The 22,619-nt window shown below is 60.8% G+C and carries 25 protein-coding genes and 1 pseudogene; 9 read left to right on the forward strand and 17 right to left on the reverse strand.

Annotated features, from left to right (window positions below; all coding sequences use genetic code 11):
- Window positions 1–139 precede the first annotated feature (139 nt).
- The 4 genes from NKJ13_RS21855 to NKJ13_RS21870 all read right to left on the reverse strand — a co-directional run bounded on the left by NKJ13_RS21855 (window position 140) and on the right by NKJ13_RS21870 (window position 4,146).
- Complete coding sequence (locus tag NKJ13_RS21855) at window positions 140–1,495, reverse strand: tetratricopeptide repeat protein (RefSeq protein WP_352740014.1); 1,356 nt, start codon at window positions 1,493–1,495, stop codon at window positions 140–142.
- Between the two features lie 57 nt (window positions 1,496–1,552).
- Complete coding sequence (locus tag NKJ13_RS21860) at window positions 1,553–1,936, reverse strand: hypothetical protein (protein ID WP_352644254.1); 384 nt, start codon at window positions 1,934–1,936, stop codon at window positions 1,553–1,555.
- Window positions 1,937–2,832: 896 nt separating this feature from the next.
- Window positions 2,833–3,450 (reverse strand): cupin domain-containing protein, encoded by a 618-nt coding sequence (locus NKJ13_RS21865; protein WP_352740012.1) that lies wholly within the window; start codon window positions 3,448–3,450, stop codon window positions 2,833–2,835.
- Between the two features lie 288 nt (window positions 3,451–3,738).
- On the reverse strand, window positions 3,739–4,146 hold the full coding sequence (locus tag NKJ13_RS21870) for a hypothetical protein (RefSeq protein ID WP_352740010.1): 408 nt from the start codon (window positions 4,144–4,146) through the stop codon (window positions 3,739–3,741).
- A gap of 258 nt (window positions 4,147–4,404) precedes the next feature.
- Here NKJ13_RS21870 and NKJ13_RS21875 point away from each other — a divergent pair, with 258 nt between their 5' ends.
- On the forward strand, window positions 4,405–4,713 hold the full coding sequence (locus NKJ13_RS21875; RefSeq protein ID WP_352740008.1) for a hypothetical protein: 309 nt from the start codon (window positions 4,405–4,407) through the stop codon (window positions 4,711–4,713).
- A gap of 189 nt (window positions 4,714–4,902) precedes the next feature.
- Window positions 4,903–5,448 carry a group I truncated hemoglobin gene (locus NKJ13_RS21880; protein WP_352508632.1) on the forward strand — a complete coding sequence of 182 codons (546 nt, stop codon included), beginning with the start codon at window positions 4,903–4,905 and terminating at the stop codon, window positions 5,446–5,448.
- Between the two features lie 92 nt (window positions 5,449–5,540).
- Here NKJ13_RS21880 and NKJ13_RS21885 read toward each other — a convergent pair whose 3' ends face one another.
- The 5 genes from NKJ13_RS21885 to NKJ13_RS21905 all read right to left on the reverse strand — a co-directional run bounded on the left by NKJ13_RS21885 (window position 5,541) and on the right by NKJ13_RS21905 (window position 9,458).
- Window positions 5,541–6,134, reverse strand: a complete 594-nt coding sequence (locus NKJ13_RS21885; protein WP_352740006.1) for an SOS response-associated peptidase — start codon at window positions 6,132–6,134, stop codon at window positions 5,541–5,543.
- 83 nt (window positions 6,135–6,217) lie between these two features.
- Entirely contained in the window at window positions 6,218–6,475 is a 258-nt protein-coding gene (locus tag NKJ13_RS21890; RefSeq protein WP_352508634.1) for a hypothetical protein, read from the reverse strand.
- 269 nt (window positions 6,476–6,744) lie between these two features.
- Complete coding sequence (locus tag NKJ13_RS21895) at window positions 6,745–7,272, reverse strand: hypothetical protein (RefSeq protein WP_352740004.1); 528 nt, start codon at window positions 7,270–7,272, stop codon at window positions 6,745–6,747.
- Window positions 7,273–7,782: 510 nt separating this feature from the next.
- A complete protein-coding gene (locus NKJ13_RS21900) occupies window positions 7,783–7,983 on the reverse strand; it encodes a CsbD family protein (protein WP_023677416.1) in 201 nt (66 codons plus the stop codon).
- 191 nt (window positions 7,984–8,174) lie between these two features.
- The gene (locus NKJ13_RS21905; protein ID WP_352740002.1) at window positions 8,175–9,458 is read right to left on the reverse strand and encodes an ROK family transcriptional regulator; all 1,284 of its coding nucleotides are present in this window, start codon (window positions 9,456–9,458) and stop codon (window positions 8,175–8,177) included.
- A 196-nt stretch (window positions 9,459–9,654) separates the two neighbouring features.
- On the opposite strand from NKJ13_RS21905, the gene NKJ13_RS21910 reads away from it, so the two are divergent.
- The 4 genes from NKJ13_RS21910 to NKJ13_RS21925 all read left to right on the forward strand — a co-directional run bounded on the left by NKJ13_RS21910 (window position 9,655) and on the right by NKJ13_RS21925 (window position 15,095).
- The gene (locus NKJ13_RS21910) at window positions 9,655–12,213 is read left to right on the forward strand and encodes an ATP-binding cassette domain-containing protein (RefSeq protein ID WP_352740000.1); all 2,559 of its coding nucleotides are present in this window, start codon (window positions 9,655–9,657) and stop codon (window positions 12,211–12,213) included.
- The gene (locus tag NKJ13_RS21915) at window positions 12,210–13,199 is read left to right on the forward strand and encodes an ABC transporter permease (RefSeq protein WP_352702172.1); all 990 of its coding nucleotides are present in this window, start codon (window positions 12,210–12,212) and stop codon (window positions 13,197–13,199) included. Before NKJ13_RS21910 ends, NKJ13_RS21915 begins: the two co-directional genes overlap by 4 nt.
- 46 nt (window positions 13,200–13,245) lie before the next feature.
- Window positions 13,246–14,247 carry a rhamnose ABC transporter substrate-binding protein gene (locus tag NKJ13_RS21920; RefSeq protein WP_352508640.1) on the forward strand — a complete coding sequence of 334 codons (1,002 nt, stop codon included), beginning with the start codon at window positions 13,246–13,248 and terminating at the stop codon, window positions 14,245–14,247.
- Window positions 14,248–14,333: 86 nt separating this feature from the next.
- Complete coding sequence (locus NKJ13_RS21925; RefSeq protein ID WP_352739998.1) at window positions 14,334–15,095, forward strand: glutamine amidotransferase; 762 nt, start codon at window positions 14,334–14,336, stop codon at window positions 15,093–15,095.
- Window positions 15,096–15,164: 69 nt separating this feature from the next.
- Here NKJ13_RS21925 and NKJ13_RS21930 read toward each other — a convergent pair whose 3' ends face one another.
- From NKJ13_RS21930 to NKJ13_RS21960, 7 genes and pseudogenes are all read right to left on the reverse strand, one after another.
- A complete protein-coding gene (locus tag NKJ13_RS21930) occupies window positions 15,165–15,668 on the reverse strand; it encodes a DUF2314 domain-containing protein (protein ID WP_352644236.1) in 504 nt (167 codons plus the stop codon).
- Between the two features lie 118 nt (window positions 15,669–15,786).
- Window positions 15,787–15,927 (reverse strand): annotated as a pseudogene (locus NKJ13_RS21935) (SDR family oxidoreductase); the annotation flags it as partial.
- On the reverse strand, window positions 15,894–16,025 hold the full coding sequence (locus tag NKJ13_RS21940) for a hypothetical protein (protein WP_352739997.1): 132 nt from the start codon (window positions 16,023–16,025) through the stop codon (window positions 15,894–15,896). The gene NKJ13_RS21940 and the pseudogene NKJ13_RS21935, both read right to left, overlap by 34 nt.
- The gene (locus NKJ13_RS21945) at window positions 16,015–16,896 is read right to left on the reverse strand and encodes a YihY/virulence factor BrkB family protein (RefSeq protein ID WP_352739995.1); all 882 of its coding nucleotides are present in this window, start codon (window positions 16,894–16,896) and stop codon (window positions 16,015–16,017) included. Before NKJ13_RS21945 ends, NKJ13_RS21940 begins: the two co-directional genes overlap by 11 nt.
- 203 nt (window positions 16,897–17,099) lie before the next feature.
- Window positions 17,100–17,453, reverse strand: a complete 354-nt coding sequence (locus NKJ13_RS21950; RefSeq protein WP_352475868.1) for a TadE/TadG family type IV pilus assembly protein — start codon at window positions 17,451–17,453, stop codon at window positions 17,100–17,102.
- Between the two features lie 40 nt (window positions 17,454–17,493).
- Window positions 17,494–17,913, reverse strand: a complete 420-nt coding sequence (locus tag NKJ13_RS21955) for a TadE/TadG family type IV pilus assembly protein (protein ID WP_352702162.1) — start codon at window positions 17,911–17,913, stop codon at window positions 17,494–17,496.
- Window positions 17,914–17,939: 26 nt separating this feature from the next.
- Window positions 17,940–19,172, reverse strand: a complete 1,233-nt coding sequence (locus tag NKJ13_RS21960; RefSeq protein WP_352739993.1) for a pilus assembly protein TadG-related protein — start codon at window positions 19,170–19,172, stop codon at window positions 17,940–17,942.
- 382 nt (window positions 19,173–19,554) lie between these two features.
- Between NKJ13_RS21960 and NKJ13_RS21965 the strand changes: the two genes are divergently transcribed.
- The 3 genes from NKJ13_RS21965 (at window position 19,555) to NKJ13_RS21975 (ending at window position 21,605) form a co-directional block, all read left to right on the forward strand.
- The gene (locus NKJ13_RS21965; protein ID WP_352739991.1) at window positions 19,555–20,868 is read left to right on the forward strand and encodes an NAD(P)H-dependent oxidoreductase; all 1,314 of its coding nucleotides are present in this window, start codon (window positions 19,555–19,557) and stop codon (window positions 20,866–20,868) included.
- A gap of 102 nt (window positions 20,869–20,970) precedes the next feature.
- Window positions 20,971–21,213 (forward strand): type II toxin-antitoxin system VapB family antitoxin, encoded by a 243-nt coding sequence (locus NKJ13_RS21970; protein WP_352508648.1) that lies wholly within the window; start codon window positions 20,971–20,973, stop codon window positions 21,211–21,213.
- A complete protein-coding gene (locus tag NKJ13_RS21975; RefSeq protein ID WP_352508649.1) occupies window positions 21,213–21,605 on the forward strand; it encodes a type II toxin-antitoxin system VapC family toxin in 393 nt (130 codons plus the stop codon). The genes NKJ13_RS21970 and NKJ13_RS21975 overlap by 1 nt, the downstream gene beginning before the upstream one ends.
- 14 nt (window positions 21,606–21,619) lie before the next feature.
- On the opposite strand, the gene proC is transcribed toward NKJ13_RS21975, so the two are convergent.
- Entirely contained in the window at window positions 21,620–22,435 is an 816-nt protein-coding gene (gene proC, locus NKJ13_RS21980) for a pyrroline-5-carboxylate reductase (protein ID WP_352508650.1), read from the reverse strand.
- Between the last annotated feature and the right edge of the window lie 184 nt (window positions 22,436–22,619).

A 22,619-nucleotide genomic window follows, 5' to 3' on the forward strand; every position in this document is an offset into this window, starting at 1 on the left:
CCTACCCAGCACACGTCAGGCCAACGGCGAAGGTGGGTCTTTGTCAGCAGGGAGGCGCCGTTCCTGGGCGACACGCGGCTGACCCGACCGACTTTGTTGCCACCGACAGAGCCCCGGAACATAATACCCGCAGCGCACCCTATGGAGTTACGCCCAGGGCGCGCAGTGCCTTGCTTGCCGCGACATATTCGATGAAATCGCGGGGGCAGTCGCGGACGGCTAGCCGGTAAAGTCGCAAGGCCTTGTCGGGATGGCCCTTGAGTTGGTGGAACTCCGCGGCATAAAAATCGGCCTCACACACATTTCCCCGGTTCCTGCTCGGGACCGGGTCGTCTGCTTCGGCGAGTGCCGATTCGGGCGTCTGCTCCCCAAGGAACATGCGAACGAGCGGGGCAGGCCATTTGGTCATGTCCAACTTACTGGTAGCCTCACGCAAATTGCTAACGCCGCTATTGCGCTGCTCCGCCAGATCCGCCCAAATCGCATAATAGGCATTGTCGGGTGCTAGTGCTGCCGCCGTGGCAAGATCGGCTTGCGCTTTCGCCGGATCTCGGCCGTAGAAATAGTAAATTCCCCTGCTTCCATACGGGTTGACATAGGTCGGATCGAGTGTGATCGCCTGGCTATAATCGGCGACGGCGCGCTCTGCATCACCCTTTGCGCCCCATGAAATGGCCCGGTTATTGTAAGCGCAGGGGTGTTGGGGATTGAGGCTGATCGTCTCGTCGAAATCGGCGATGGCGCGGTCGAATTCGCCCATCCTGTTGAAAACGAAGCCGCGGTTGTTGTAGGCCTCCAGATATTTCGGATCGAGCTCGATGGCGTGGCTGTAGTCGGCGATGGCGCGAGTGTCGTGGCCCTTGTGAGCCCAAGCGAGACCGCGGTTATAGATGGCCATGGCTTTTTCCGGATCGAGCTCGATCGCCCGGTCGAAGTCGCTGATGGCGCTGTCGTTCTCGCCCTTATCGAGCCAAAGAAGTCCGCGCTCGTTGTAGGCATCGGTGTCGTTCGGATCGAGGGCGATGGCGTTGTCGTAGTCCACCATGGCCAGGTCATTGTCGCCGCTGTCAGCCCAGGCGATCGCCCGGTTGTGGTAAGCGTTGGCGCGACTCTTCGGGCTTCGCGCCCCGTCCTCGATGATCCGCGTGCAGGCGGCGATCCGCTGTGAGCCTGCAGCGGCGCCTCCGCAATCGTCAGTATCCTCAGCCAAGGTAGGGGCAGCGAGCGCAAGCAGCACAACAAGACCGACCAGCACCCGCTGTGCCGCTTGAATTGACCGTTCGATTGGCCGCCCATCAAACATCATGCCAGCAGATTTCGGATCACAATTGCGGGTTGTTGGTCTCCTGCCAATCTGATCAAACAAATCCTGGTTCTGCGCAAGGCATCGCCGCAAAGAAAATGGGTTGATAAATATTGGATTGAGCTGATCGCGAGATGTGGGCTTGCTCGCGCTCGAGTCCGCGCTCCAAAGGAGGCTAGGTCGTAAACTCATAAATGCGGAATGACCAAGATGGGTGAAATGGGAGCTGTCCTTAAAGGTTGCGGAGGTTCAGCCGGGGATAGGGGTGCGGAAGCCGTGAGTGTCGCAAAGCTTTTTGGCCCTGCCATCGACTTTGGAGTCACTATCAATTTCTTCGACTTCGACAGCCCCATCCGTCTTATGCGCAAAGAAGAGAATGGAGGTCGACATGCTGCCACCATCCGTAAGCCCACAAAGGTAGACAACCCCACTTTCTCCCATGCGAGCCATCGCGATCCACACTGTTGGTTCCGTCGAGATGGCAAGGTGCTTCCGGATTGCAAGCTTCAAGGGAGCTACATCGCTAAGCGTGGTGTCGTGGGGAAAGGTTTTCTCGGTGGCGTCTTGAGCTAATGCCGAACTAGTCCACGCTCCGACGACAATCCATGCAAGAAGAATCAAACCTCGTGTCATCCGAACTTCACCAGTGCAGGTTGCCTTTTGTGATTAGGATGTTTGCGAAGGGAAGGTATACAAGTCGGAAAGCGTCCGCAATGCGTCGGTGAGACCACATGGCACGCGATGCTCCCAGTGAAACTCTGGCAAGAAATAGATCGCTTAGGGCACTTAGCTAGGCCTCGATACCCTGCTTACTGTCGTCTACGTGCGGAGTCAGTTCTGGTGGGGTATCAAAATGAAAGACCGTAACTCGGCGATCCTGCATCGGCTCAGTTCCATCGCAAAGAAACAGGCACTGAGCACCACGAAACGGCGCCGGACCACAGGTGGACTGCTCATCGGGTTCGTGGCTGTGTTTCCTCTCGCAGCACCATCGAATTCAGCATGCACCTGTTAGCGTCAACTGGTCGCTAGTATCCTGGGCAGACTCCCGCATCATTCGAACCACACTGAAGCGATCGATGACAATCGCACCCTGGTGCGCTTCTCGTGTTTGGGCCGTACTTCACCAGACGACCGTGAATGCCGAGGAGGAGTTGTCTTTGCCATTGGCTTAGGTGACCGCGACCCAGCGCAATCTCGATGCGGGGTCTGAGGCCAGGGACCCTGGCGAGGCTGAGGCGACCAAGGCCAAGGCCGTTGTGGAGGCCAAGCAGCTCACGGCCTCCATTGGGCCGCTGAAGGGGCCGGTTGGAACCCCAGTCAGATCGCGGCAACGCTCGCTGGCCTGGGAGTGGCGACGCCCCCGAGCGGGAAGTGGACGGCTATGGGTCAGGCGAACCCAATCCGATGGCGTTGGGGCCAAAACCCAACACCCTGAAGGACCCGAGTTCGACCCCAGGGCAGACATTCTCAGCTTGTTGACCGATTGTCTGCAACAGAGCGGAAGTACCACCCTGGGAAATGTCGCCTCAGTCGAGGCTGGCCGGCGACGAAAACGGCTGATTGGCGTCGACCACGAAGATCGCCAGCTCATCGAGATTGGTTGTGCCGGCGCTGAACACCTCCATCGGCGTGTTGGCCCCGTGTCCGATCATGGCCGTACCAGCTTCAGCATAGGTCACTCCGTGGGGCGTTCTCTGGCCGAGCTTGCCGGTCAGCACATAGAAGGCCTCCGGTCCCGGATGCGTATGGATCTTCGTCTTGACGCCGGGCGCTCCACCGGCGCGGTTGACGCGCAGCAAGTACTCGCTTGCCCTGATCGGAGGGACCGGTCCGATCTCGACGACCTTGGTTCCGCCGGTCGTAGGGCCATCCTTCGGTCCAAGCGTGAACAGCCAGACCTTGCCTGCGACCTCCGCCGCAAGCGAGGTCGGGCCCGCAGCGCTTTGGGCCTGCGCCAGCGTTGGGAAATTTTCCAGCCGCCAGTACAACGGTCCGGAGGGCAGTTCCTTCACCTTTTTCTCAACCACCGGCTCGACGGCGAATTTGCTGTCTGCGGGCATTGCGGCTGACGTTATCAGCCCGAAAGCACACACCGAGAATATAAGCAGGCCAATACGGCGGGCGCTGAGGGAATGCGGCTTCATGGTTGGTCCTCCCTTTCATGGTCGCCCCCTCGACCCAATATTAGCTATAGCATATGTACCGCCTTACAGCACTGACCAAGTTTCGGGTCACCCTAGAGCGCCTGCCGCCAAAGAAGACTGTTCATGATGCCAAACCGTCTAGGGAGAGTTTTCAAATAGTTTTCAAATATTGGAACTCGGTCGTCGCGGTGGCACTGGCTGCGATGGCGATTGTCAGGGGCGGAAGGCGTGGCTCCTCCGCGTCGTCAAATGGGTAGCCGACGGCCCCTTTAGGGTTCGAAGCAGTCTTTACCCCAGCCTACTGTGTCTGACGTGAGCCCAACGGTCCAGCCGTCCGAAATCGGCCCGCGCATGGCGGCCAGCGCCGTTCGGGCGGGCGTCCGAAAATGCCTGAATGCCAAGCATCTCGCCATGATAGAAAATGCCAAGGTCGAGCCACAGCTCGCGCTCGCACGCGCCATGATGCGCGTGGGGAAGCGTTCTGGTCTGCCCCCGCTGCAGGCGGCTTGACAAAGCCTGCAGCCGGGAACAATCGCTCAATGACTCGCGTTTCTTGCGAAGACCCGCTTCTTTTGCACGGGCAGCGGCCTCGAAGGCTCGCAAATGTCGCGCCGGCGTTTCAATCGCACCCGCCTCAGCCCTCACGATTTGGCTATTTGTGAACGCGTGTTCGATCAGGTTTGCGCAGATGAGCACATTGACCCTCCAAGCATGGCTGCCGAAGCCTTAGCGGTGATGATTGTCGCAATCTTCCGAAACGTGACTACCAATGAGCGCGAACTGCTGGAGGAAGTTAGGTCTCTTCGTGGCTCAAAAGGCACAGAGAAGGCGCACTAGCTTCGCAACGTTCTGGGGAGAATTGGCCTAGTCCCGCTTTGGCACAGCCATTTGGTATCTGAATTGCTCATTGAGAATCGCCAGAGTGTAGCCACCGAGCTTGCGAAGGGGATGGAAATGGGCTTAGCCGAAGACTTATCAGATGTCGCGCTCACATTCGAATGTCCGGATTGCTTGCATCCGGCGGTAAGAAAGGGCTCTGCACTAAGAACAATCGCGCACTTCAAATGCGACGGGTGCAACGCAAAGGTGCGGATCACCTATCCGCAGAAGCTAGCGATCTTCGAAAAGCACAGGCTATTGGCCGCAGGCGACCGCCGCCAGCAAGGCCAGGAACACTACGGTGCCCGCAACAACATCGATCGGGCCGCCGATGCGGCCGAAATGGCTTCGCGACCGCTGCCGCGCGCGGCGACGCGTGCTTAAGCCTTCCTCATCCGCGCGACCTTTACGCATGTTGACCACAGCAATGCCGTCCATCGGAATAATTCGGACGAAGGGTGCGTTAGTTCATTAGATGATGCTAAAAATACGGCGACGTGTCCGAATGTCACTTCATGAAGCCCGCCAGACAGGCTGCGGCTTGCTCTGGCCTAACCTCGAAGGGAACCAGGGATGAAAATTTCGACCTCTTTGACAAGACGAAGTGTTGTCGCCGGGCTGGCGCTGGCCGCCGCATCGACGTCGGTATTGCCTGCCGACAACGCACTCGCCCAGGCTAAGAAAACCACATCGGGGAAGACTCTATATGAGCGCCTGGGTGGTGTGTTCGCCATCGCGGCGGTGATCGATCATTTCAGCGACGCCGTCGTGATGAACCCGATTGTCGGCAAGAAGTCCAAGAACCCACAATTGCGCAAATGGCACACCAAGAACCTTGAAAGGTTGCCCGGCCTCAAGTTCATGCGGACGCTGTGGGTCTGCGACGTTTCTGGCGGGCCCTTCAAGTTCGTCGCCACCAAGCCCGGCACGACGCCGCTCGGCCTCGAGGAGGCACATCGCGACCTGCGGATTTCCCCCGCGGAATTCGATGAGGTCGCAGCGGAACTCGGGCGGACCTTGGATCATTTCAAAATTCCGAAGCCTGAGAAAACCGAAGTCCTGGAAGCTTTCGCCGCTCACAAGGACGAGGTCACCGCCGGCTACGTCAAGCCGGGCTGAAGCGCTTATATCGCGCGGGCATTCGTTCTGAGCATGGGGCGCGGCGCCGTGGCTATGCGGCGCAGCCGCACCGCGCAATTTTCCGATGGTTCCTACTCCGAACCCGCCCGAGCTGTCTCCACTCTGAGCGACCCTTCCGGCAACGGGCGCAGGAGTTCAGCCTCGGACCTCGTCAAGTGGATCCAGGCCGCCCAGTCCGATGGCCGCAGCACAACCACTTGCCGGTTGTGATATGGCGCCACGTCCGGCCCCGGCTCGCTCGTCAGCATCGTGAACGTCGGCGGCTTGTTGCCGATACCCTCGCGCCACAACCCGGCAATCGCCATGAACGAATGGCCATTCAGCGTGAACCTGTGCTTGGTTTTTGGATATTTCGTTCCCGTGAATTCGAAGAATGCCGACGCCGGAACGAGACAGCGCTTGCTGTTGCCGAACTGCCGGCCCTCCGAGCGAAAGTTGAATACAGGTCCGCCTTTTGGCCCGGCCGGGGGAAAGCCGAACGTCATCGACGCCAGTTCGATTGCGTCGCCGGCGGCGCGCATTACAGGCGCGGGGTCGTTGATGTGGATGTCATCCGCCTGCGGCAGATCCAGTTCGGTTTGATGGCTGGGGATTTTGAGCGCCAGCGATTCCATCATCCTGCAGTATTCGGCCCAGGCGATGTGCTGCTCGTAGTCGTTGCACATGGAAAGGCTCCGGACGCTCGACCGAGATCAGTTCAATCCATAGCGTCTGGTTGGCGCTGATTGCCGGCGGATTTGATATAAGCCTATTTGGGCCGGCGTGCGGCAGCGATGGTCTGCAACAGATTGATGCTGTTCACGTCGGGTTGACTGGATGCGGCGACCGCAAGTGCGGCGGCCTCGGCTATTTTCGCGACGTCGTCGCTGCTGATCGTTCCGCGCTTTTCCAGCAGGTTTACAAGCTCGACAACGAGAAGAAAGGCGTTCACACCATATCGTTCGGCTTTGAGCTCGAACTCGCCTCGGGCCAATTTCTCCCTGTCTCCTTCAGCCCGTTTGTCCACGTCGGCGTCCTCTCCTATGGCTACAAGCTATTAACGCTTAGCACGAATGGTTTAATCCTTCGAACTGGCCACAACCTTCGCCAATTGCCGGGCATAGTGTCGCCGGTGGCAAGGGCATGGGTTCGGTTCAGCCAAGGATGAGACCAGCCAACAGAACGGTAAGAATAAAGGACAACTCGACGGTAAGTAGCCCGCATGCTTCCAAAGTGTTGGTTTGCCAAGCTTTCGTCGGGCGCCTCCGGTTTGAATTCCTGTTTCGCGAACCAACTTCATCGGGCACCAGATCGGACGCGGCGCCGGCTTGAATTTGGCAAAGCGCTCCTCTTCATCGGCCCGGAAGGCATCTCCGCGAAACTCCGGAGCACCGTATGCGCGGCGCCGGCCTGCCTTTCATCGACCCGGGCCATCACCAGTATGACACCCTCAGCGATCCTCGGCTTGCGCGGCTTCTGGGCGAAATTGGCGAAAGTTCCGAGAAGCACGCCGGCAAAGCCGCCCCACGCCGCACCGACCAGAGCCATGCCGGTCATCCCCGCAGGATCGACGTCTTGAGCTCCAAAAGCGCTGAAACCGGCCAACAGACCAGCCGTGGCGCCAAGTGCGGCACCGGCGACGGCGCTCCGCCAGACAGCGCTCATCTCATCGTCGTAATATCCAGCAACGCTGATCGGTTCATCGTTGTCGTTGTAAGATCCGACGACGCTGATCTGGCGGCGGCGAATCCCGGCAGCCTGAAGCGCGGCAACGGCACGTGCTGCCTGGGCATGGGAATTGAACAGTCTGCTGATTGTTTGCATTTACGCCCAGGCCCGACGCTCGTTAGCAGCGTCGGGCCTCTCCTCCCTGGCTTTGAACTCTTCCGCCCGGACGCATCTTCGTCGCGCCAAAGCTCACCACAACGTGAGCCAGCCGGCTACGTTCCTCAGCCGAGGCTTCGGTCCAACCCCAGAGTGTCTTGCTTGGGACCTAAGTCTGACCAGCTTGGGCGTGCTGAGGCCATGCCGCGCGGGGACGGTCGCCGGCTCGAAGAGAGGGTTCAGATGCTATCGCAGACCCAAAAAACTCAAAATGGCTATTATGATCACGATCGCGCCGACCAGCCAGATAATGTTGTTCATGATTGCACTCCTTCGCCTCCGGGCGGGGCGCACGCCGGGGCGAAGCCCGCCACGCAAGTAGAACATTAGATACGGCTAAAGGTTCCTCGCGGGGCCTCGCTGTCGAAAGAGCCCACCGCACCAGTCGGCACGGCGGGCGAGGCAGAGTTTCACCCCGGTGGGGGCAGAAGACGGCGTTGCGTCCAAGGCTCAGCTGATGCTTCTGGACCAGTCATCAACCTGGCGCTCCGCCTCTTCCTTGGCGATGCCATATCGCTCCTGGATACGCCCCAAGAGCTGGTCCCGGTTGCCCTCGATCCGATCAAGATCATCGTCGGTTAAGTCACCCCACTGCTCTTTCGCCTTGCCTTTGAACTGCGTCCATTTTCCCTTGATTTGATCCCAGTTCATATGTTCCTCCTTGCTTCCTGGGCCCGCACTGAAGCGGAGCGCGGACCGATCGGCATTTCAATGTCGGTGACGAATGAAGATTAGCGGCCGCTAAAAGTTCCGGTGCCGGCGCAAAAAGCCCGCCGTGCCCGTGCCGGACTGCGAGGTGATGTTGATGATGCCTGGAGCTTGATGCTCCTTGCAGCGCCACCCTATCCCGTTGAAGTCGCTGAGCTTCTTCCTGGTTGGCTTTGGCTGGCAAGTCTCGACAGGCTGCCCAGCAGCATCGTTCTGTCCTTGCCGATCATCAGCACGCCGCTGTCGGGCGCCAACAGTGCCGAGAACGGCAGCATCGCCGCGCCGATCGGCGAAGCCTCGGGGCCGAATTGTCCCGATACGATTTCCGGCGCCACGATGCCGATGGCGCTGATCCTGTTGAACTGGGTCTGCACCTTTGCCAGCAGCTCGAGATGGATCGGCCGCGGCAGGATGCTGTCGAGAACGATCGCCTCGATGTCGATGACCGAGGTGATGGCGATGATCGCCTCGATCAGCGCATTGGCGCAATCGTCGATCCATTCGGACAGCGGCTCGCGCGCCCCCGGCGGCAAGGGGTCGAGTTCGCGCACGCGATTGATTTCGATGCCGCGCGATTTGAGATGATTGACCAGCACATAGATCGAAGCGCGATGCAGCAGGCTCTGGTAGCGCGCCGGCTTGGCCGCCACCGAATCGAGGCTTGAAGGCGAGACCGGCAAAGGACCGAGCGCGGCGCTGTTGCCGTGCGGCCCGGTGTGGACCTTGCCGCCTTGCACCAGTCCGCCGCCGACAAAGGTGTCGATCGAGATATGCATGAAGTCGCGGAACCGTGCGCCGGTCCCCTGGATGAGCTCTGCGAGTGCAGCCGATGACGCGTCGTTTTCCACGAAGACCGGGGTCTTCGGCTTTGTGGCGAAGAAAGTCGTCAGATCGATTGCTTCCCAGCGGCTGCCAAGGTCGTCGGGAAAGCCGAGCTCCTCGCTCCAGCCGCCGAGGAAATAGGGCGAGGCGATGCCGACGCCGACGATGCTGGCATCGCCAAGCCCCTCGATCAACTTGTCGAAATTGGCCAGCGACATGTTGCCGGCCTTAAGCACCATGTTGGGATCCGGAAAGCGATATTCGTGCGACTCGCGCGAGCGGACCTCGCCGGCGAAGTCGACGAGCACGGCTTCCAGCGCGCGCCGGCCGATCTTGATCCCGACGCTGTAGATGCGCTCCGGTGCAAGTCGGTAGAGAGTGGACGGCGATCCGCGTTGTCCGAACCTTTTTCCCACTTGCTTTACAAATCCTGACGATTCCAGCCCGTCGACAATAGTGGCGACCGCGGCCGGCGTCAGATTTGCGGCGCGCGCCAGATCTGACTTGGATGCCTCCTTCAGGCGGCGGATGGCATCAAGCACGAAGCGCTCGTTATAATGCCGTACCTTGACCGAATTGCTGCCTTTTCCGGACAAAACCGGCGCCTCCCCATTCATTCCCGCAGAGTCACTCCAGTCGTCGGCAGCTTTAGGGCTGCCGCGGGAGAGAGCACTCCAATCGGACCCGTGCGCGACGCGACAGTGCCTTTCGAGGCCATGGAAGTCAATTTTCCAGTTGCGACATTCAGTCATTTAATATAGCAAATTGAAAAAACAGGACCAGGGAGGAAAGGTGCTGCACTTGGGCGCATTAGGCGAAGCCGACGCCATGGTGAAGAGCGACACGGCTGTCCCCGTTGCCCTGGTTCATGCCACAAAAGCCTTCGGCGGCACGATTGCCCTCAAGGACGCGTCCTTCGAATTGCGCTCAGGCGAGGTGCTGGCTCTGCTTGGCGAAAACGGCGCCGGCAAGAGCACCTGCGTAAAGCTGCTGGCCGGCGTGTATCTCCCGACCGGCGGCCATGTCGAAGTCGATGGCAAGCCTGTGGTCTTCCATTCACCGCACGACGCCCAGGCTGCCGGCATCTCGGTCATGCACCAGCACCCCGGTCTTTTCCCTGATCTTTCGGTGGCGGAGAACATCTATCTCGGCCATATGCCGCGCGACCGCTTCGGCGGCATCGACAACGCCGCCATGCTTACGGGCGCCCGCAGGGTGCTGTCGACAGTCGGCCTCGACGTGCCGGCCGAAACCCGGCTCGGAACGTTGCGCACCTCCGAACAGCAGCTGGTCGAGATCGCCCGTGCCCTGTCGCTCGACGCACGGGTGCTGATCATGGACGAGCCGACGGCCGCCCTGTCGCAACGCGAAGTCGAGCGGCTGTTCACTGTCGTCGCCGACCTGCGGCGGCACGGCGTGGCGATGATGTTCGTCGGCCACCGCATGGACGAGATCTTCCGCATCGCCGACCGCATCGCGGTGCTGCGCGACGGACGTCTCATTGGCGTCAAGCCGAAGGCCGAGCTTGGCCGCGCCGCCGCCATCGGCATGATGGTCGGCCGCGAGGTGACCGACCTCTATCCGCAACGAAGCCACGCCACCGGCGCACTGGTGCTGGAGGCGAGGGGGCTTTCGCACGCCGGTGGCTTTTCCAATATCGACCTCAAGCTCCATGCCGGCGAGGTGCTCGGGTTCGGCGGCCTGGTCGGCAGCGGTCGGACCGAGATCGCGCGCGTGCTGTTCGGCATCGACCAGCCCGATGCCGGCGAAATCCTGATCGACGGCGAAGCTGTGCGCCTCGCCTCGGCACGCGACGCCATGGATGCGCGCATCGCCTATGTCTCGGAAGACCGCATGGGCCAGAGCCTGGTGATGGATTTTTCCATCCTCGACAATGCGGTGCTGCCCGTCCTCGACAAGGCAGCCCGCTCCGGCTTCTACGGCACGAACCGCGCGATCGATCTGGTTTCGGGTTGGCTGAAACGCATGAAGCTTCGTTTTTCCGGCTACGCGCAGCCGGTGAAGGAACTGTCCGGCGGCAACCAGCAGAAGGTCGTGTTGGCCAAATGGCTGCGCACCGAACCGCGCGTCCTCATCCTCGACGAGCCGACGCAAGGCATCGATGTCGGCACCAAGGCGGAAGTGCATGCGATGATCGCCGACCTTGCCGCGCAGGGCATGGCCATCATCCTGATCTCCTCCGAAATGCCCGAACTCATCGGCATGTGCGACCGCATTATCGTCCTGCGCGAAGGCCATCGGACGGCCGAATTTGCCAGGGGCGAAGCCACCCAGGAAAAGGTGCTGGAAGCAGCGACGAAAGCCGGCGAAAGCGCCGATGCGGCGGCACAGGCCGCTGGCGAGGAGAAGAGAAAAGGGGCGCTCGACATACTGAAGCGGCGGGAGTTCGGGCTGCTCGCCGCGATGCTGGCGGTCGCGATCCCGGTCACCATCATCAACCCGCGCATGGTGAGCGCGGCAAACCTGACCGCCGTGTCGATGGATGCCGCGCTGCTCGTGGTTGCAGCACTCGCGCAGATGCTGGTGCTGATTACCCGCAACATCGACCTTTCGATCGCCGCGGTGATTGGCCTGTCGGCCTACATGGCGGCCAGCATGGTCCAGGCCTATCCAGGGCTCGACATCGGCATCGGGCTGATGACCGCATGCGCCGTCGGTGGCGTCGCCGGCCTGATCAACGGCCTCGTCGTCACCAGGGGAAAGATCCCGGCGATCGTCGTCACGCTGGCCTCGATGTCTATCTTCCGCGGCTTCAACTCGATCTGGGCAGCCGGCGACCAGATCAGCGCCGACGAAGTCACGCAAGCCTGGCTCGACATGACCGGCCTGAAGATCGCCGGCGTGCCGCTGATCGTCGTCATCGCAATCGTCATCCTGTGCCTGGGCTACGTGCTGCTCTATCGCACCGCCTTCGGGCGCGAATTGTTCGCCGCCGGCTCCAATCCCGACGGCGCGCGTCTGATCGGCATCCCTGTCGACCGGCGCATTCTGCTGGCCTTTGGCATGGCCGGCCTGCTCGGCGGCCTGTGCGGCGCGCTGTGGGCATCGCGCTATGCGACCATCGACGCCCGCGTTGCGCTCGGCTTCGAACTCACGGTGATCGCGTCAGCGGTGGTCGGCGGCGTCGCCATCCGTGGTGGTTCGGGCACGCTGCTCGGCATCATCCTCGGAGCCCTCACGCTGCTGGTCATCAAAAACGGGCTGACGCTGGTGCGCGTCGATCCGCTGTGGCTGCAGGGCGTCTACGGCCTGGTGATCCTGGTCGCCATCGGCATCGACACCTTCATCGTACGGCGCGCCGAGCAGGCAAGACAGGCGAGGGCGCGGTGAAAAAGTTCCTCCGTTCGATCGACTTCTGGGATCTGCTGCTGGCGACCTCTTGCCTGGCCATCTTCCTCTACGCGGCGATCTTCGTGCCGAATTTCGTCTCCGGCTTCAATCTCTCGCAACTGGCCGCGAGCGCCTCGGAAAAGGCATTGCTGATCCTGCCGATGACGCTGCTCATCATCACCCGCGAAATCGACCTGTCGATCGCCTCGGTGCTGGCGCTGACGTCCGTGATCTTTGGGCTGCTCCTCCAGGCCGGCGTGCCGACGCTCGCCGCAATCCCGCTGACGCTTGTCTTCGGCGGCCTGCTCGGCGCCTTCAACGGCTATCTGGTTTCAGGGCTGGGCCTGCAGTCGTTGGTGGTGACGCTCGGCACCATGGCGCTCTATCGCGGCATTGGCTACATCCTGCTCGGAACCGGCTCGGTCAACATGCTGCCGCCCGCAATCGTGGATTTCGGCATCAACAACCTGCCGGGCACCCAGATACCGTGGACCATCGTGCCCTTCCTGGTGCTGGCGCCGGTGTTTGCGGTCGTGCTGCAGAAGACGCCGACCGGCAAGCGCATCTACGCGCTCGGCGGCAGTCCCGAAGTGGCGCGCTATTCCGGCATAAACACGCGCCGGATGGTCCTGAAGTTGTTCGTTGTCTCGGGCGTCGTCGCCGCCATAGCCGGCATCGTCTATACCGCGCGCCTCTCCAACGCCCGCGCCAACAATGCGCTCGGCATGGAGCTCGACGTCATCACCATTGTTCTGCTCGGCGGCGTCAGCGTCTTTGGCGGCAAGGGCCGCCTGACCGGCGTCATGCTGGCGCTGGTCCTGATCGCCATCATCCGCAACGTGCTGGCGCTCAACCAGATCGGTGGCGACGCGCAGGGCATGATCATCGGCCTGCTTCTGATCGGCTCGCTGCTGGTCGGCAATTACTGGCGCTCCACACAGGAGCTGCTCAGCAGATCCCGCGCAATGCGCGAGACAAAGGGGTGATCTCGGGCCCCTTCCTTCAAGCCCGAATTTTGACGGAGGAGTCACAATGAAAGCGTTTAGATTAGCCCTGCTCGCGTCCGCGGTTCTGCTCGCGCCAACCTCGCTGGCGTTCAGCCAGGAATGCGCCAAGGAACCGGTAACGGTCGGTTTCCTGCCCAAGCTCGACACAGACCCCTACTTCAAGGTGGCCTTTGGCGGCGCACAGGAGGCAGCCAAGGAAATTGGCGGCACCGCCACCCAGGTCGCCCCATCGCAGGCGACTGCCGAGGCGCAGATCGAATTCATCAACAGCCTCGTGTCGCAGAAGGTCGGGGTCATCGCAATTGCCGGCAACGACGCCAATGCCGTCGCGCCGGCGCTGAAGCGCGCCGTTCAGCAGGGCGTCAGGGTGATTTCGTATGATTCCGACGTGGCCGCCGATGCCCGCGCGGTGTTTGTCAATCAGGTGAAGGGCGACAGCCTCGCCGAGATGATGCTGGAAAGTGCATTCGCCCTCAGCGGCGGTGAAGGCGAATTCGCGATCCTGTCGTCGACGCCGACGGCGACCAACCAGAATGCCTGGATCGACTTCATGAAGGCGAAGATGGCGGCCGAGCCGAAGTTCTCCAAGATGAAGCTGGTGCAGGTGGCCTATGGTGAAGAAAGCGAACAGATCAACCAGCAGCAGGCATTGGCGCTGGTCCAGGCGTTTCCCGATCTCAAGGTGATCATCGTCCCGGCAGGCATTGGCCTTCCGGCGGCCGCGCGTGCACTCGAGGAAGCGGGCATGATCGGCAAGGTCAAGCTGACCGGCCTCGCGCCGGCCACTCTGATCTCGAAATACATCAAGGACGGGGCGGCTCAGGATATCTGGTGGAACGTCACCGATCTTGGCTATCTTACCTATCAGACAGCCCAGGCGCTTGCGCAGTGCAAGATCACCGGCAAGGAGGGTGAGAAGTTCACGGCAGGCAGGCTCGGCGAATACACGATTGGCGCCGGCGGCGAACTGATCCTTGGTCCGGCCAAGATCGTGACCCCCGAAAATCTGGCCGAGTTCAAGTTCTGATTCTATGGAGCTCAAGCTCCAGAGGGGCGCCGGTCGATCCGGCGCCCTTCCTAAAACATCTCGAATGAAAACAGTGCGGGGCGGCAATGAAGATCTTGCTTGCAGGCGAAACCTTTGCAGCGACGACGTCGGTTGCCATCGGCAGCGACGTGCTTACAAGTGCGGCCTCGACCAATGGCGCTATGGCCTTCAATGCCGCGCTGGCCACTGAAGGCATCGCCGTCACGCAGATCGGCGGCGAGCGTTGCAGCGCGGAGTTCCCTTATGACCTCGATGGGCTCGCCCAATATCAGGCGGTGGTGATCTCCGATGTCGGCGCCCTGACATTGCTGGTCACGCCGGATGCCCGCGCCGGGCGTGTCGGCGTCAACCGCCTCGATGTGCTCAAGGCCTATGTCGAAGCTGGCGGCGGGCTGATGCTGGCCGGCGGTTACATGGGCTTTCAGGGCATGTTCGGGACGGCGCGTTTCCACGACACCCCGGTCGAGGACGTTCTGCCCGTCCGCTGCCTACCCTACTGCGACGGCATGGAGGTGCCGCAAGGTCTGCAGGCCTCCATCCTGCAGTCGTCACATCCGATTTTTTCCGGGGTGGAGGGGCCTTTGCCGCCGATTCTCGGCATGAACAAGCTGGAATTCAGGCGCGACAGTTCGTCCCGGCTTCTGGCGACCTGCCACCATCGCGGCACCGACTGGCCGCTCCTTGCCGTCGGCAGCCATGGCCGCGGCCGCGCGATTGCCTGGGCAACCGACATCGGCCCGCATTGGCTCTCGCAGGATTTCCTCGCATGGCCGTTCTACGGAAAACTGATGGCGAACATGGTCCGTTGGCTCGCCGGCAATGAATGAGAAAGCTGGTTTGACCAGTGCGGTGCCCAATCCTCCAACGAAAGACCAGGCCATTAAGCATGCGTTGAATCAGGACGGCAGTGGCTCATAAACCGAAACCCCGATGTATCGATCGTATGAGCCGCGATCTTTCTCAGGAAGCTTGTCTCGGGTTACGCGCAATGTGAATCCCCCATGCAAGTGCCCCGCGTCGAGAACCATCCAATCGAAAATATCGTCGCCTTCAAATGCAAGTCGCTGTCCGACTTGATGCCATTTCTGAAGCTCGGGTGGCACCCCGAAAAACGTACCCGAAAATAGCCGCTCCTCAGCATGATAATGCACTGCGGCAAGCCAAAGGAAAACAAAGTTGTCCTCCCCAAGACGTTCGGACTCGTCGGGATCGCGAAACCGAAGCTTCGCGGAACAGAAGGCATCTGCATTTCTCTCGATGTGTTCGACAAATGTCGGCACACTCGCAAGTGCGCGATCGTAAGCTGCAAGGAAGGCGGGGTCTGTCTGCGAGATAGTCGTGAAGAGTGGCTCATTCCGCGGTTCGTCGAATTCACTGTTCGATTGAGATTTTTCGCCCATAAAAGACCTCTTGGACTAACCTTGAACCGCTCAACGACCTGCGAAGTCCGCGCGCTTCTTCCGGTGTGGGGAGGCGGCACTCGCGAGGCGGTGTCGCACTACCAGCCAAAGAGCCCTATCACGCTAGCGACCAACCGCCATCCACCAATATATTCGCGCCAGTGATCAGTGACGCCGCCGGCAAGGCGAAGAACACCACGGTGCCGGCGACGTCGATCGGGTCGCCTATGCGGCCGAGCGGGATGTGGCCGAGCACATGCAGGCGAGTGCGCAGGCGCGGCCGATGCCGCGCGAGGCGCCGGTAACCAGCACCACCTTGCCGGCCAGGTCGAATTTCGGCGTGAGTTCATTTGTCATGCGATTCCACCTTGTTCTTCAAATCGGTCCGGCTGCCGTGTCGGACCGAATAGGCTCGCGTGAATTCGGCGCCCAGCAGAAATATCTCCGCCGAATAATAGACCCATAACAGCACGACGAGCAGCGCGCCGGCCGCGCCGTATGACGATAAGATGGCGCTGGTTCCGATATACCAGCCAATCAGCGACTTGCCGATGGTGAACAGAAACCCGGTGACCACGGCGCCGAGGCCGACATCGCGCCATTGCAGGCTGCGGTCGGGCAGCACCTTGTAGATCGCGGCAAACAGCAGCGTGATCAGGGCAAACGAGACGATCCCGTTGATGGCGCTCAGGATGATGGTGCCGAACGGCAGATAGGCGTTGATGACCTCTCCGAGCGCCGAAATCACGGCGCTTACGACCAGCGACACCAGGAGCAGGAAACCAAGCGCGGCGACCAGGCCCAGGCTTGCAATGCGTGCCCGAACCAGCCGCGAGATCGTTGCCCCGCTCGGTTTGACTTTCCAGATTTCGTTCAGCGCCAGCTGCATTTCGCCGAACACGCCGGATGCGGCGACGAACAGCGTGACCAGCCCCAGAATGCTGGCAAGGGTTCCCGCTTCCTTCTGCGAGGCGTTCTCGATCGTCGCCTGCAGCAGCTCGGCACTTTGCGGCCCCATCAGGCCGGCGATCTGTGCCGAAAGGGCGAGTTGCGCCGCCTCGTGCCCGAAGGCCATGCCGGCGATAGCGACAACGATGAGCAGGATCGGCGCAAGCGAAGTCGTAGCATAAAACGCTATCGCCGCCCCATGGCTCAGCGCATTGTCGTTGACGAAGCCGAGGATGCTCTGCCTGAGGAGTACCCAGCCCTCCGTCGCCAAGTTCCACATGTGGGCCTCGCATACTTGTCATTAAACAAGTAGCGGCGAGATAGAAGTGGGCGAGGGGTAGTGGACGACCTGGCCCCCGGCTCTGAAAAAAACCTCGCCGAGGCGCAGGTGTTGCTGGCCGAATTGCGGTAGCCCGCGAGAAACCGACGCAGCCACTTTCGTTGAGCCGCTCGCCCCTTATTGCGTAAGGAAATTGGACGCGCTCATGATCCAACCAATGGAACTGCGACAGTCGTCCCATAATTTATCGGATACCGATCGAAGTACGGGAACTCGATAACGAAAGCATACCTGGCCGTGAGATGTGCCATTCGAAAGCCGCCGCTGGGGGCGTCGATTGCTATTGTTACGTCTACGTCTTTCAATCCCAAAGTCAGCAATTTTGCCGTGGCTATGGCTTCTATCTCGGCCTGCGTCAGCGAGTTCTTCATCTGCAGCGCACGCGCGGACGTTTCCAGCGTATACCGAACGCTGGACATGGCATTCAAGGCCCAGCCGAATGCGAAGACGCCGATCAAGACCATTATCAGAACAGGGGCGATCAGCGCGAACTCCAACGCAGCTCCGCCTGATGCTCCCCGTATGAAGGCCCTCGCTTTAGCGAACACGGATCACCTGTTGGTGAGTGAGCTCGCGCGAGAGCGAAAACGCGCCGAAACTGAAGGGCGGTGACCAGGTGGCTGTCGCTTGGATTTCGACGAAAACCGCGGGAGCTTTCAAACTGTCGCACAGGACAGATGGATCGACCACGGTGGTCCCGCACATATATTTCCGGCTCAGCGTCACCTGCGCGTCGCCGGGATGGTTTTCCCAGCCTGAAAGAGCGACAGCTTGGATAGTCGCATCCTCGGCTGCTCCCTGCATCACGAGATTCGCCGCCGTTTTGACGCCTGCACGCATCGACAACGCGTTCGACACAAAAGACCAGCCGTCAATGATGCCAAGGAGTACCAGGCAAAGGATCGGCACAATCAGCGCAAACTCTACCGCGGCAGCACCCGAATCGCTGCGGAACATCCGGACTGCTGACCCTGTCACGAAGATTACTCGACAAGCTTAATGGATTGCGTCGCCGGAATGTCTCGCATTCCAAGGCTCGTGCAGTCCTGATTGACGTTCGCGTTGCCGGACCACTGCACGGTACTGGCGACGACCTGAGTGCAACCGCCTTTGCCCGAGAAATTGCCGAGATAATTAACGTCTTGCGTTGGAAAATACAAAGCGCCGGTCAAAAGCGAATCTGCCGTGCCATTAACCGTGTTCGATCCAGTCAGGTTGGCTTTGTCGCCGTAAAACAGCACCCCCGAATAGGTGCCCGACGTTGGTGCGCTGAGCTTGATGGTGGCCGTGCCGTTCATGCTGACGCCGGAGCTGCCGGCCAGATAAATGATGACTCCGTCGCCGGAAATATTCGCGTTCGAGTTCGCTTTGAAATCACCGCCTTGAATGACGTATATCCCGGGCGAAAGCGTTACATTGCCGCTCAAGCTGAGCCCCCTGCAGTATGTTCCTGGTTGCAACACCGACTGATTGCTGTTTCGACAGGGGTTCGTGGCCGGTGGCGCCGGCAAGTCGACAAAAGGATCGGCAGCGGGCAACGCCTGGGTTATCGGCCTGGCGCACACGGTCGTCACGGGGTTGCTCAACGAAACACCGCCTGCCGATACCAGGCAATCGACCTGAAGGCTTGCCGATCCCTGAAGCTTGATGGCGTCCGCGGCTATCGAATTCGACATCACGACGCAGCCGTTCAGTTTGAGATTCGAACTGCCGGAAAAGAGCGCCGCTTTCGGAGCGGAATGATTGAGAGCTAGAGCGCAGGCCTTTGAGGCGTCGGTGATAAGAGCCACCGCTCTTGCCTGTGCGCCGACCGCATTTTGCGTGAATATCGATGTAAAAAACCGATCGAGGGTCTGATGAACGATGACCTCGACAGCCTTTTGGGCCACATTCGGGCCGGAGGACGGGGGCGTGAAGATTTCGATTGTGCCTGTCGACGGGTCCCAGCCATTCGTTGTCGCAGACAATGTCGCGGCGGAGACTATCGTTGGTTTGTCGGATCCTGAAACCTTTTCCAAAGCGCCAGCATAGGCTGCCGCATCCGCCACCGCTTGTAGCTTCAGGCCGCTGTAATACCAGTACGAAGTCTCAACGCCGAGACCCGCGCCGCCGACGACGATCGGCAACGACAGGGCAAAAATAGTGGCAACGTTGCCACTCTTGCCGGTTCGTCGCATGCAGAAAAAACGCCTGAAGATACGGGCACGCCAGTCCATTCCTCATTTAAGCCGGGATGCATAAAGGAATAACTAAGAATTTCCGTCCATTTCTTGGCTGTGATCCATTCAAACGGCGCTTAGCGGTTCTGCTGCACCCGTTCGCCGGTTGTGCCCTGAGAGGCATTTTCTAATATCTGAGAACGCGGACGTTGGGCCCACAGGACCGTCGGTAACACTTTGGCCGGGTGCATTGTCTTCACAGAAAGCAATCCGAATTTTGGGGCCAAGCGCAAGAAAACACCGCCGGCGGCCGGTTTCGTTGGCAAACCGTTACCGTTCCCTGCTATTCCCGCATCCTGATGCATGTTGCCCAAGTGTGCCGCGGTTTTGGGACAGCGACATGCACAAAACAAAGACGTAAAGCAGTGGACGCTCTCGTATGACCAATGTCGCCTTGACCGGGCTTGCCCGCGATCTTGCCAAGCGCGCCGCACAAGGCCGCCCGGTGCGCATCGGCGTCATCGGTTCCGGCGAGATGGGAACCGACCTGGTGACGCAAGGCATGCTGATGCCGGGCATTTCGGTTTGCGCGATCTCGACGCGCCGCCCGCATACGGCGCGTGATGCCATCCGCATCGCCTATGGCGACGAGGCGATGGCACGGGAGGCCAATACGCCGTCGAAGCTCAGCCAGGCGATCGAAAGCGGCAAGATCGCCATCACCTCGAACGAAATGCTGGTCACCAATCCGCTTATCGATGTCGTCATCGATGCTACCGGCAAGCCCGGCGTCGCCGCCGATTTCGACCTGATGGCGATGCAGCACGGCAAGCATCTGGTGATGATGAATGTCGAGGCCGACGTCACTATCGGCTGTTATCTGAAGCAGCAGGCCGACCGGCTCGGCGTCGTCTATTCGGTCGGCGCCGGCGACGAGCCGTCGAGCTGCATGGAGCTGATCGAGTTCGCCTCGGCGCTCGGCTACACCATCGTCTCCGCCGGCAAGGGCAAGAACAACCCGCTCAACCACGACGCCGTTCCCGACGACTATCGCGAGGAAGCGCTACGCCGCAACATGAATCCGCGCATGCTGGTCGAGTTCGTCGACGGCTCGAAAACCATGGTTGAGATGTGCGCCATTGCCAACGCCACCGGGCTGGTGCCCGACGTTCCCGGCATGCACGGCCCCAAGGCCGATCGCGACGAGCTGGTCAAGGTGCTGATCCCGCGCGAGCAGGGCGGCATCCTGTCGAAGAACGGCGTCGTCGACTACACCGTCGGCAAGGGCGTGGCGCCCGGCGTCTTCGTAATCGTCGAGGCGACGCATCCGCGCATCATCGAGCGCATGGACGATCTGCATATCGGCCACGGCCCCTATTACAGCTTCTTCAGGCCCTACCATCTGACCTCGCTGGAAGTGCCGCTGACGGCCGCTCGCATCGCGCTTTATGGCAAGCCCGACATGGTGCCGCTGCCACGGCCGGTGGCCGAGGTCTGCGCCGTGGCCAAGCGCGATCTGGCGACGGGCGAGACGTTCGATGCGATCGGCGAGACCTGCTACCGCTCCTGGACCATGACCGTCGAAGAAGCCCGCGCCCATCGCGCCGTGCCCGTCGGCCTGCTCGAAGGCGGCAAGGTGCTGAAACAGGTGCGGAAAGGCGAATTGCTCACCGCCGACAATGCCGCGCCCGACCCGACGACCAGGCTGTTCGCCTTGCGCCGGCTGCAGGACGGGATGCTGTATGGAGCGTAAGGCTCTCGACCGGTGAGCCGTCGCAATGGCCTCCGGCCGAGCACTGGCTTTGTCATGACGAATTCGCTATATTGTAGTGACGATGAAGGCGGAGGCGATTACATGAATCTTCAGATCAGGGATCCGCGCGCACGCGAACTGGCGCGAGAGCTTGCTGCCAAACGCAAGATTTCTATGACGGAAGCGGTCATCGAAGCGCTTGAATCCGAGTTGAAGCGGGAGAGCGGACGCATTCCCTTGGCCGAGCGGCTTGCTGCCATTGCCAACGACTTCAAGGCCAAGGCAGGCCAAGATGGTCGGGCTATGACGAAGGATGAGATCGATGAGATGTGGAGCCATTCCTGATGTTCGTCGACACCTCCGTGGTTGTCGCGATTCTTTCAGGCGAAGAGGATGCCCGCGAGTGGAGCAACCGAATCGAGGCAGCGCCCGCAAGAATAACTTCGGCGTTGGTGGTGCTTGAAGCGGCGATGCGGCTTTCGACCATGCTTGCCGTGCCGCCGGTTGTCGCCGGAGATGCGATAGAGGCGTTTCTTCGCGAGGCTGAAATCGAAATTGTGCCTATCGACGCCAGCGATGCCAAGCTCGCAATCCATACATTTTCAGATTACGGAAAGGGGCGCGGACATCCCGCCCAGCTCAACTTAGCCGACTGCCTTTCTTATGCTTGCGCAAAAAGTCATGGCTCCGCACTGCTCTACAAGGGCAACGACTTTTCGCATACCGATCTCGCGTAATCCGAAATCAGCTGTTACTTCCCCAGTTCGATCGACCGCAGCCGCGCCGCTTCCACCGCCTCAGTGAGCAGGCGCGTCAGACGGTCCTCGCCCATCAGCACGGCAAGGGCGGCAGCCGTGGTGCCGTTGGGGCTGGTCACCTGCTGTCTAAGCACGCCGGGCTCCTCGCCGCTTTCGGCGGCAAGCGAGGCGGCGCCGTAGACCGTTTGCATGGCCAGGAGCTTTGCGACCTTGCCAGGCAGGCCAGCCTTCTCGGCGGCCACGGTCAGCGCTTCGATGAAGTGGAAGATATAGGCCGGCCCCGACCCGGAGACCGCCGTCACCGCGTCCATCAGGCCCTCGTCGTCGATATCGGCCACTTGCCCGCTCGCCGAGAGCAGGTCGGCGACGAAACGTTTAGTCTCGTCGGAAACCAGCCTGTTGGAAAACACCACCATCATGCCCTTGCCGATCGCCGCCGGCGTATTGGGCATGCAGCGCAGGATCGGCGCGCGATCGCCGAGAATGCCTTCGAACGTAGCGACCGGCGTCCCGGCGGCGATGCTGAGGAAAGTGGTTCGGCCATCGTTGAAGCGGATGTAGCCAGCCGTCACGTTACGGATCACCTGCGGCTTGACCGCAATGACGACGAGGGCCGGCACGGCGTCCGCCGGGATGGCGCCGGCGTCCGCGGCAGCAGAGCAGCCCAGTGCTTCGGCACGCTTGCGCAACTCGGCATTGGGCTCGACCACGAACACCGCAGCCGGAGCGAGCTTGCCGGCTTTCAGCCAGCCCGAGAGCATGGCGGAGCCCATATTGCCGCAACCGGCGAGAACAAGCCTGATCGTCATCGAAAGCCTCCATAGAGATGGCTTCCCCATAGACGTTCGCGGCAGGGCGGGGAAGCCCTTTTGGGACCGTGATCAGGCGGAAACCCGGACCTTGCGGTTGGGATGCGCATGTAGTCGCGCAGGGGCGCGGCGACCACATTAACCTTTTATTTCCTATGCCTGTTTAGCATCGCTTAACCAGTGG

The organism is Mesorhizobium sp. M0174, from assembly GCF_040322275.1.
Lineage (GTDB): Bacteria > Pseudomonadota > Alphaproteobacteria > Rhizobiales > Rhizobiaceae > Mesorhizobium.

Coding starts and splice junctions, on each gene's coding strand:
- NKJ13_RS21925 (WP_352739998.1), top strand. CDS start 14,334: ATGAAGATCTTGCTTGCAGGCGAAACCTTTGCAGCGACGACGTCGGTT.
- NKJ13_RS21930 (WP_352644236.1), bottom strand. CDS start 15,668: ATGGGCGAAAAATCTCAATCGAACAGTGAATTCGACGAACCGCGGAAT.
- NKJ13_RS21895 (WP_352740004.1), bottom strand. CDS start 7,272: ATGCAAACAATCAGCAGACTGTTCAATTCCCATGCCCAGGCAGCACGT.
- NKJ13_RS21970 (WP_352508648.1), top strand. CDS start 20,971: ATGAATCTTCAGATCAGGGATCCGCGCGCACGCGAACTGGCGCGAGAG.
- NKJ13_RS21940 (WP_352739997.1), bottom strand. CDS start 16,025: ATGACAAATGAACTCACGCCGAAATTCGACCTGGCCGGCAAGGTGGTG.
- NKJ13_RS21860 (WP_352644254.1), bottom strand. CDS start 1,936: ATGACACGAGGTTTGATTCTTCTTGCATGGATTGTCGTCGGAGCGTGG.
- NKJ13_RS21900 (WP_023677416.1), bottom strand. CDS start 7,983: ATGAACTGGGATCAAATCAAGGGAAAATGGACGCAGTTCAAAGGCAAG.
- NKJ13_RS21955 (WP_352702162.1), bottom strand. CDS start 17,913: ATGTTCCGCAGCGATTCGGGTGCTGCCGCGGTAGAGTTTGCGCTGATT.
- NKJ13_RS21965 (WP_352739991.1), top strand. CDS start 19,555: ATGACCAATGTCGCCTTGACCGGGCTTGCCCGCGATCTTGCCAAGCGC.
- proC (WP_352508650.1), bottom strand. CDS start 22,435: ATGACGATCAGGCTTGTTCTCGCCGGTTGCGGCAATATGGGCTCCGCC.
- NKJ13_RS21865 (WP_352740012.1), bottom strand. CDS start 3,450: ATGAAGCCGCATTCCCTCAGCGCCCGCCGTATTGGCCTGCTTATATTC.
- NKJ13_RS21920 (WP_352508640.1), top strand. CDS start 13,246: ATGAAAGCGTTTAGATTAGCCCTGCTCGCGTCCGCGGTTCTGCTCGCG.
- NKJ13_RS21975 (WP_352508649.1), top strand. CDS start 21,213: ATGTTCGTCGACACCTCCGTGGTTGTCGCGATTCTTTCAGGCGAAGAG.
- NKJ13_RS21880 (WP_352508632.1), top strand. CDS start 4,903: ATGAAAATTTCGACCTCTTTGACAAGACGAAGTGTTGTCGCCGGGCTG.
- NKJ13_RS21960 (WP_352739993.1), bottom strand. CDS start 19,172: ATGGACTGGCGTGCCCGTATCTTCAGGCGTTTTTTCTGCATGCGACGA.
- NKJ13_RS21945 (WP_352739995.1), bottom strand. CDS start 16,896: ATGTGGAACTTGGCGACGGAGGGCTGGGTACTCCTCAGGCAGAGCATC.
- NKJ13_RS21875 (WP_352740008.1), top strand. CDS start 4,405: ATGGGCTTAGCCGAAGACTTATCAGATGTCGCGCTCACATTCGAATGT.
- NKJ13_RS21885 (WP_352740006.1), bottom strand. CDS start 6,134: ATGTGCAACGACTACGAGCAGCACATCGCCTGGGCCGAATACTGCAGG.
- NKJ13_RS21855 (WP_352740014.1), bottom strand. CDS start 1,495: ATGAGTTTACGACCTAGCCTCCTTTGGAGCGCGGACTCGAGCGCGAGC.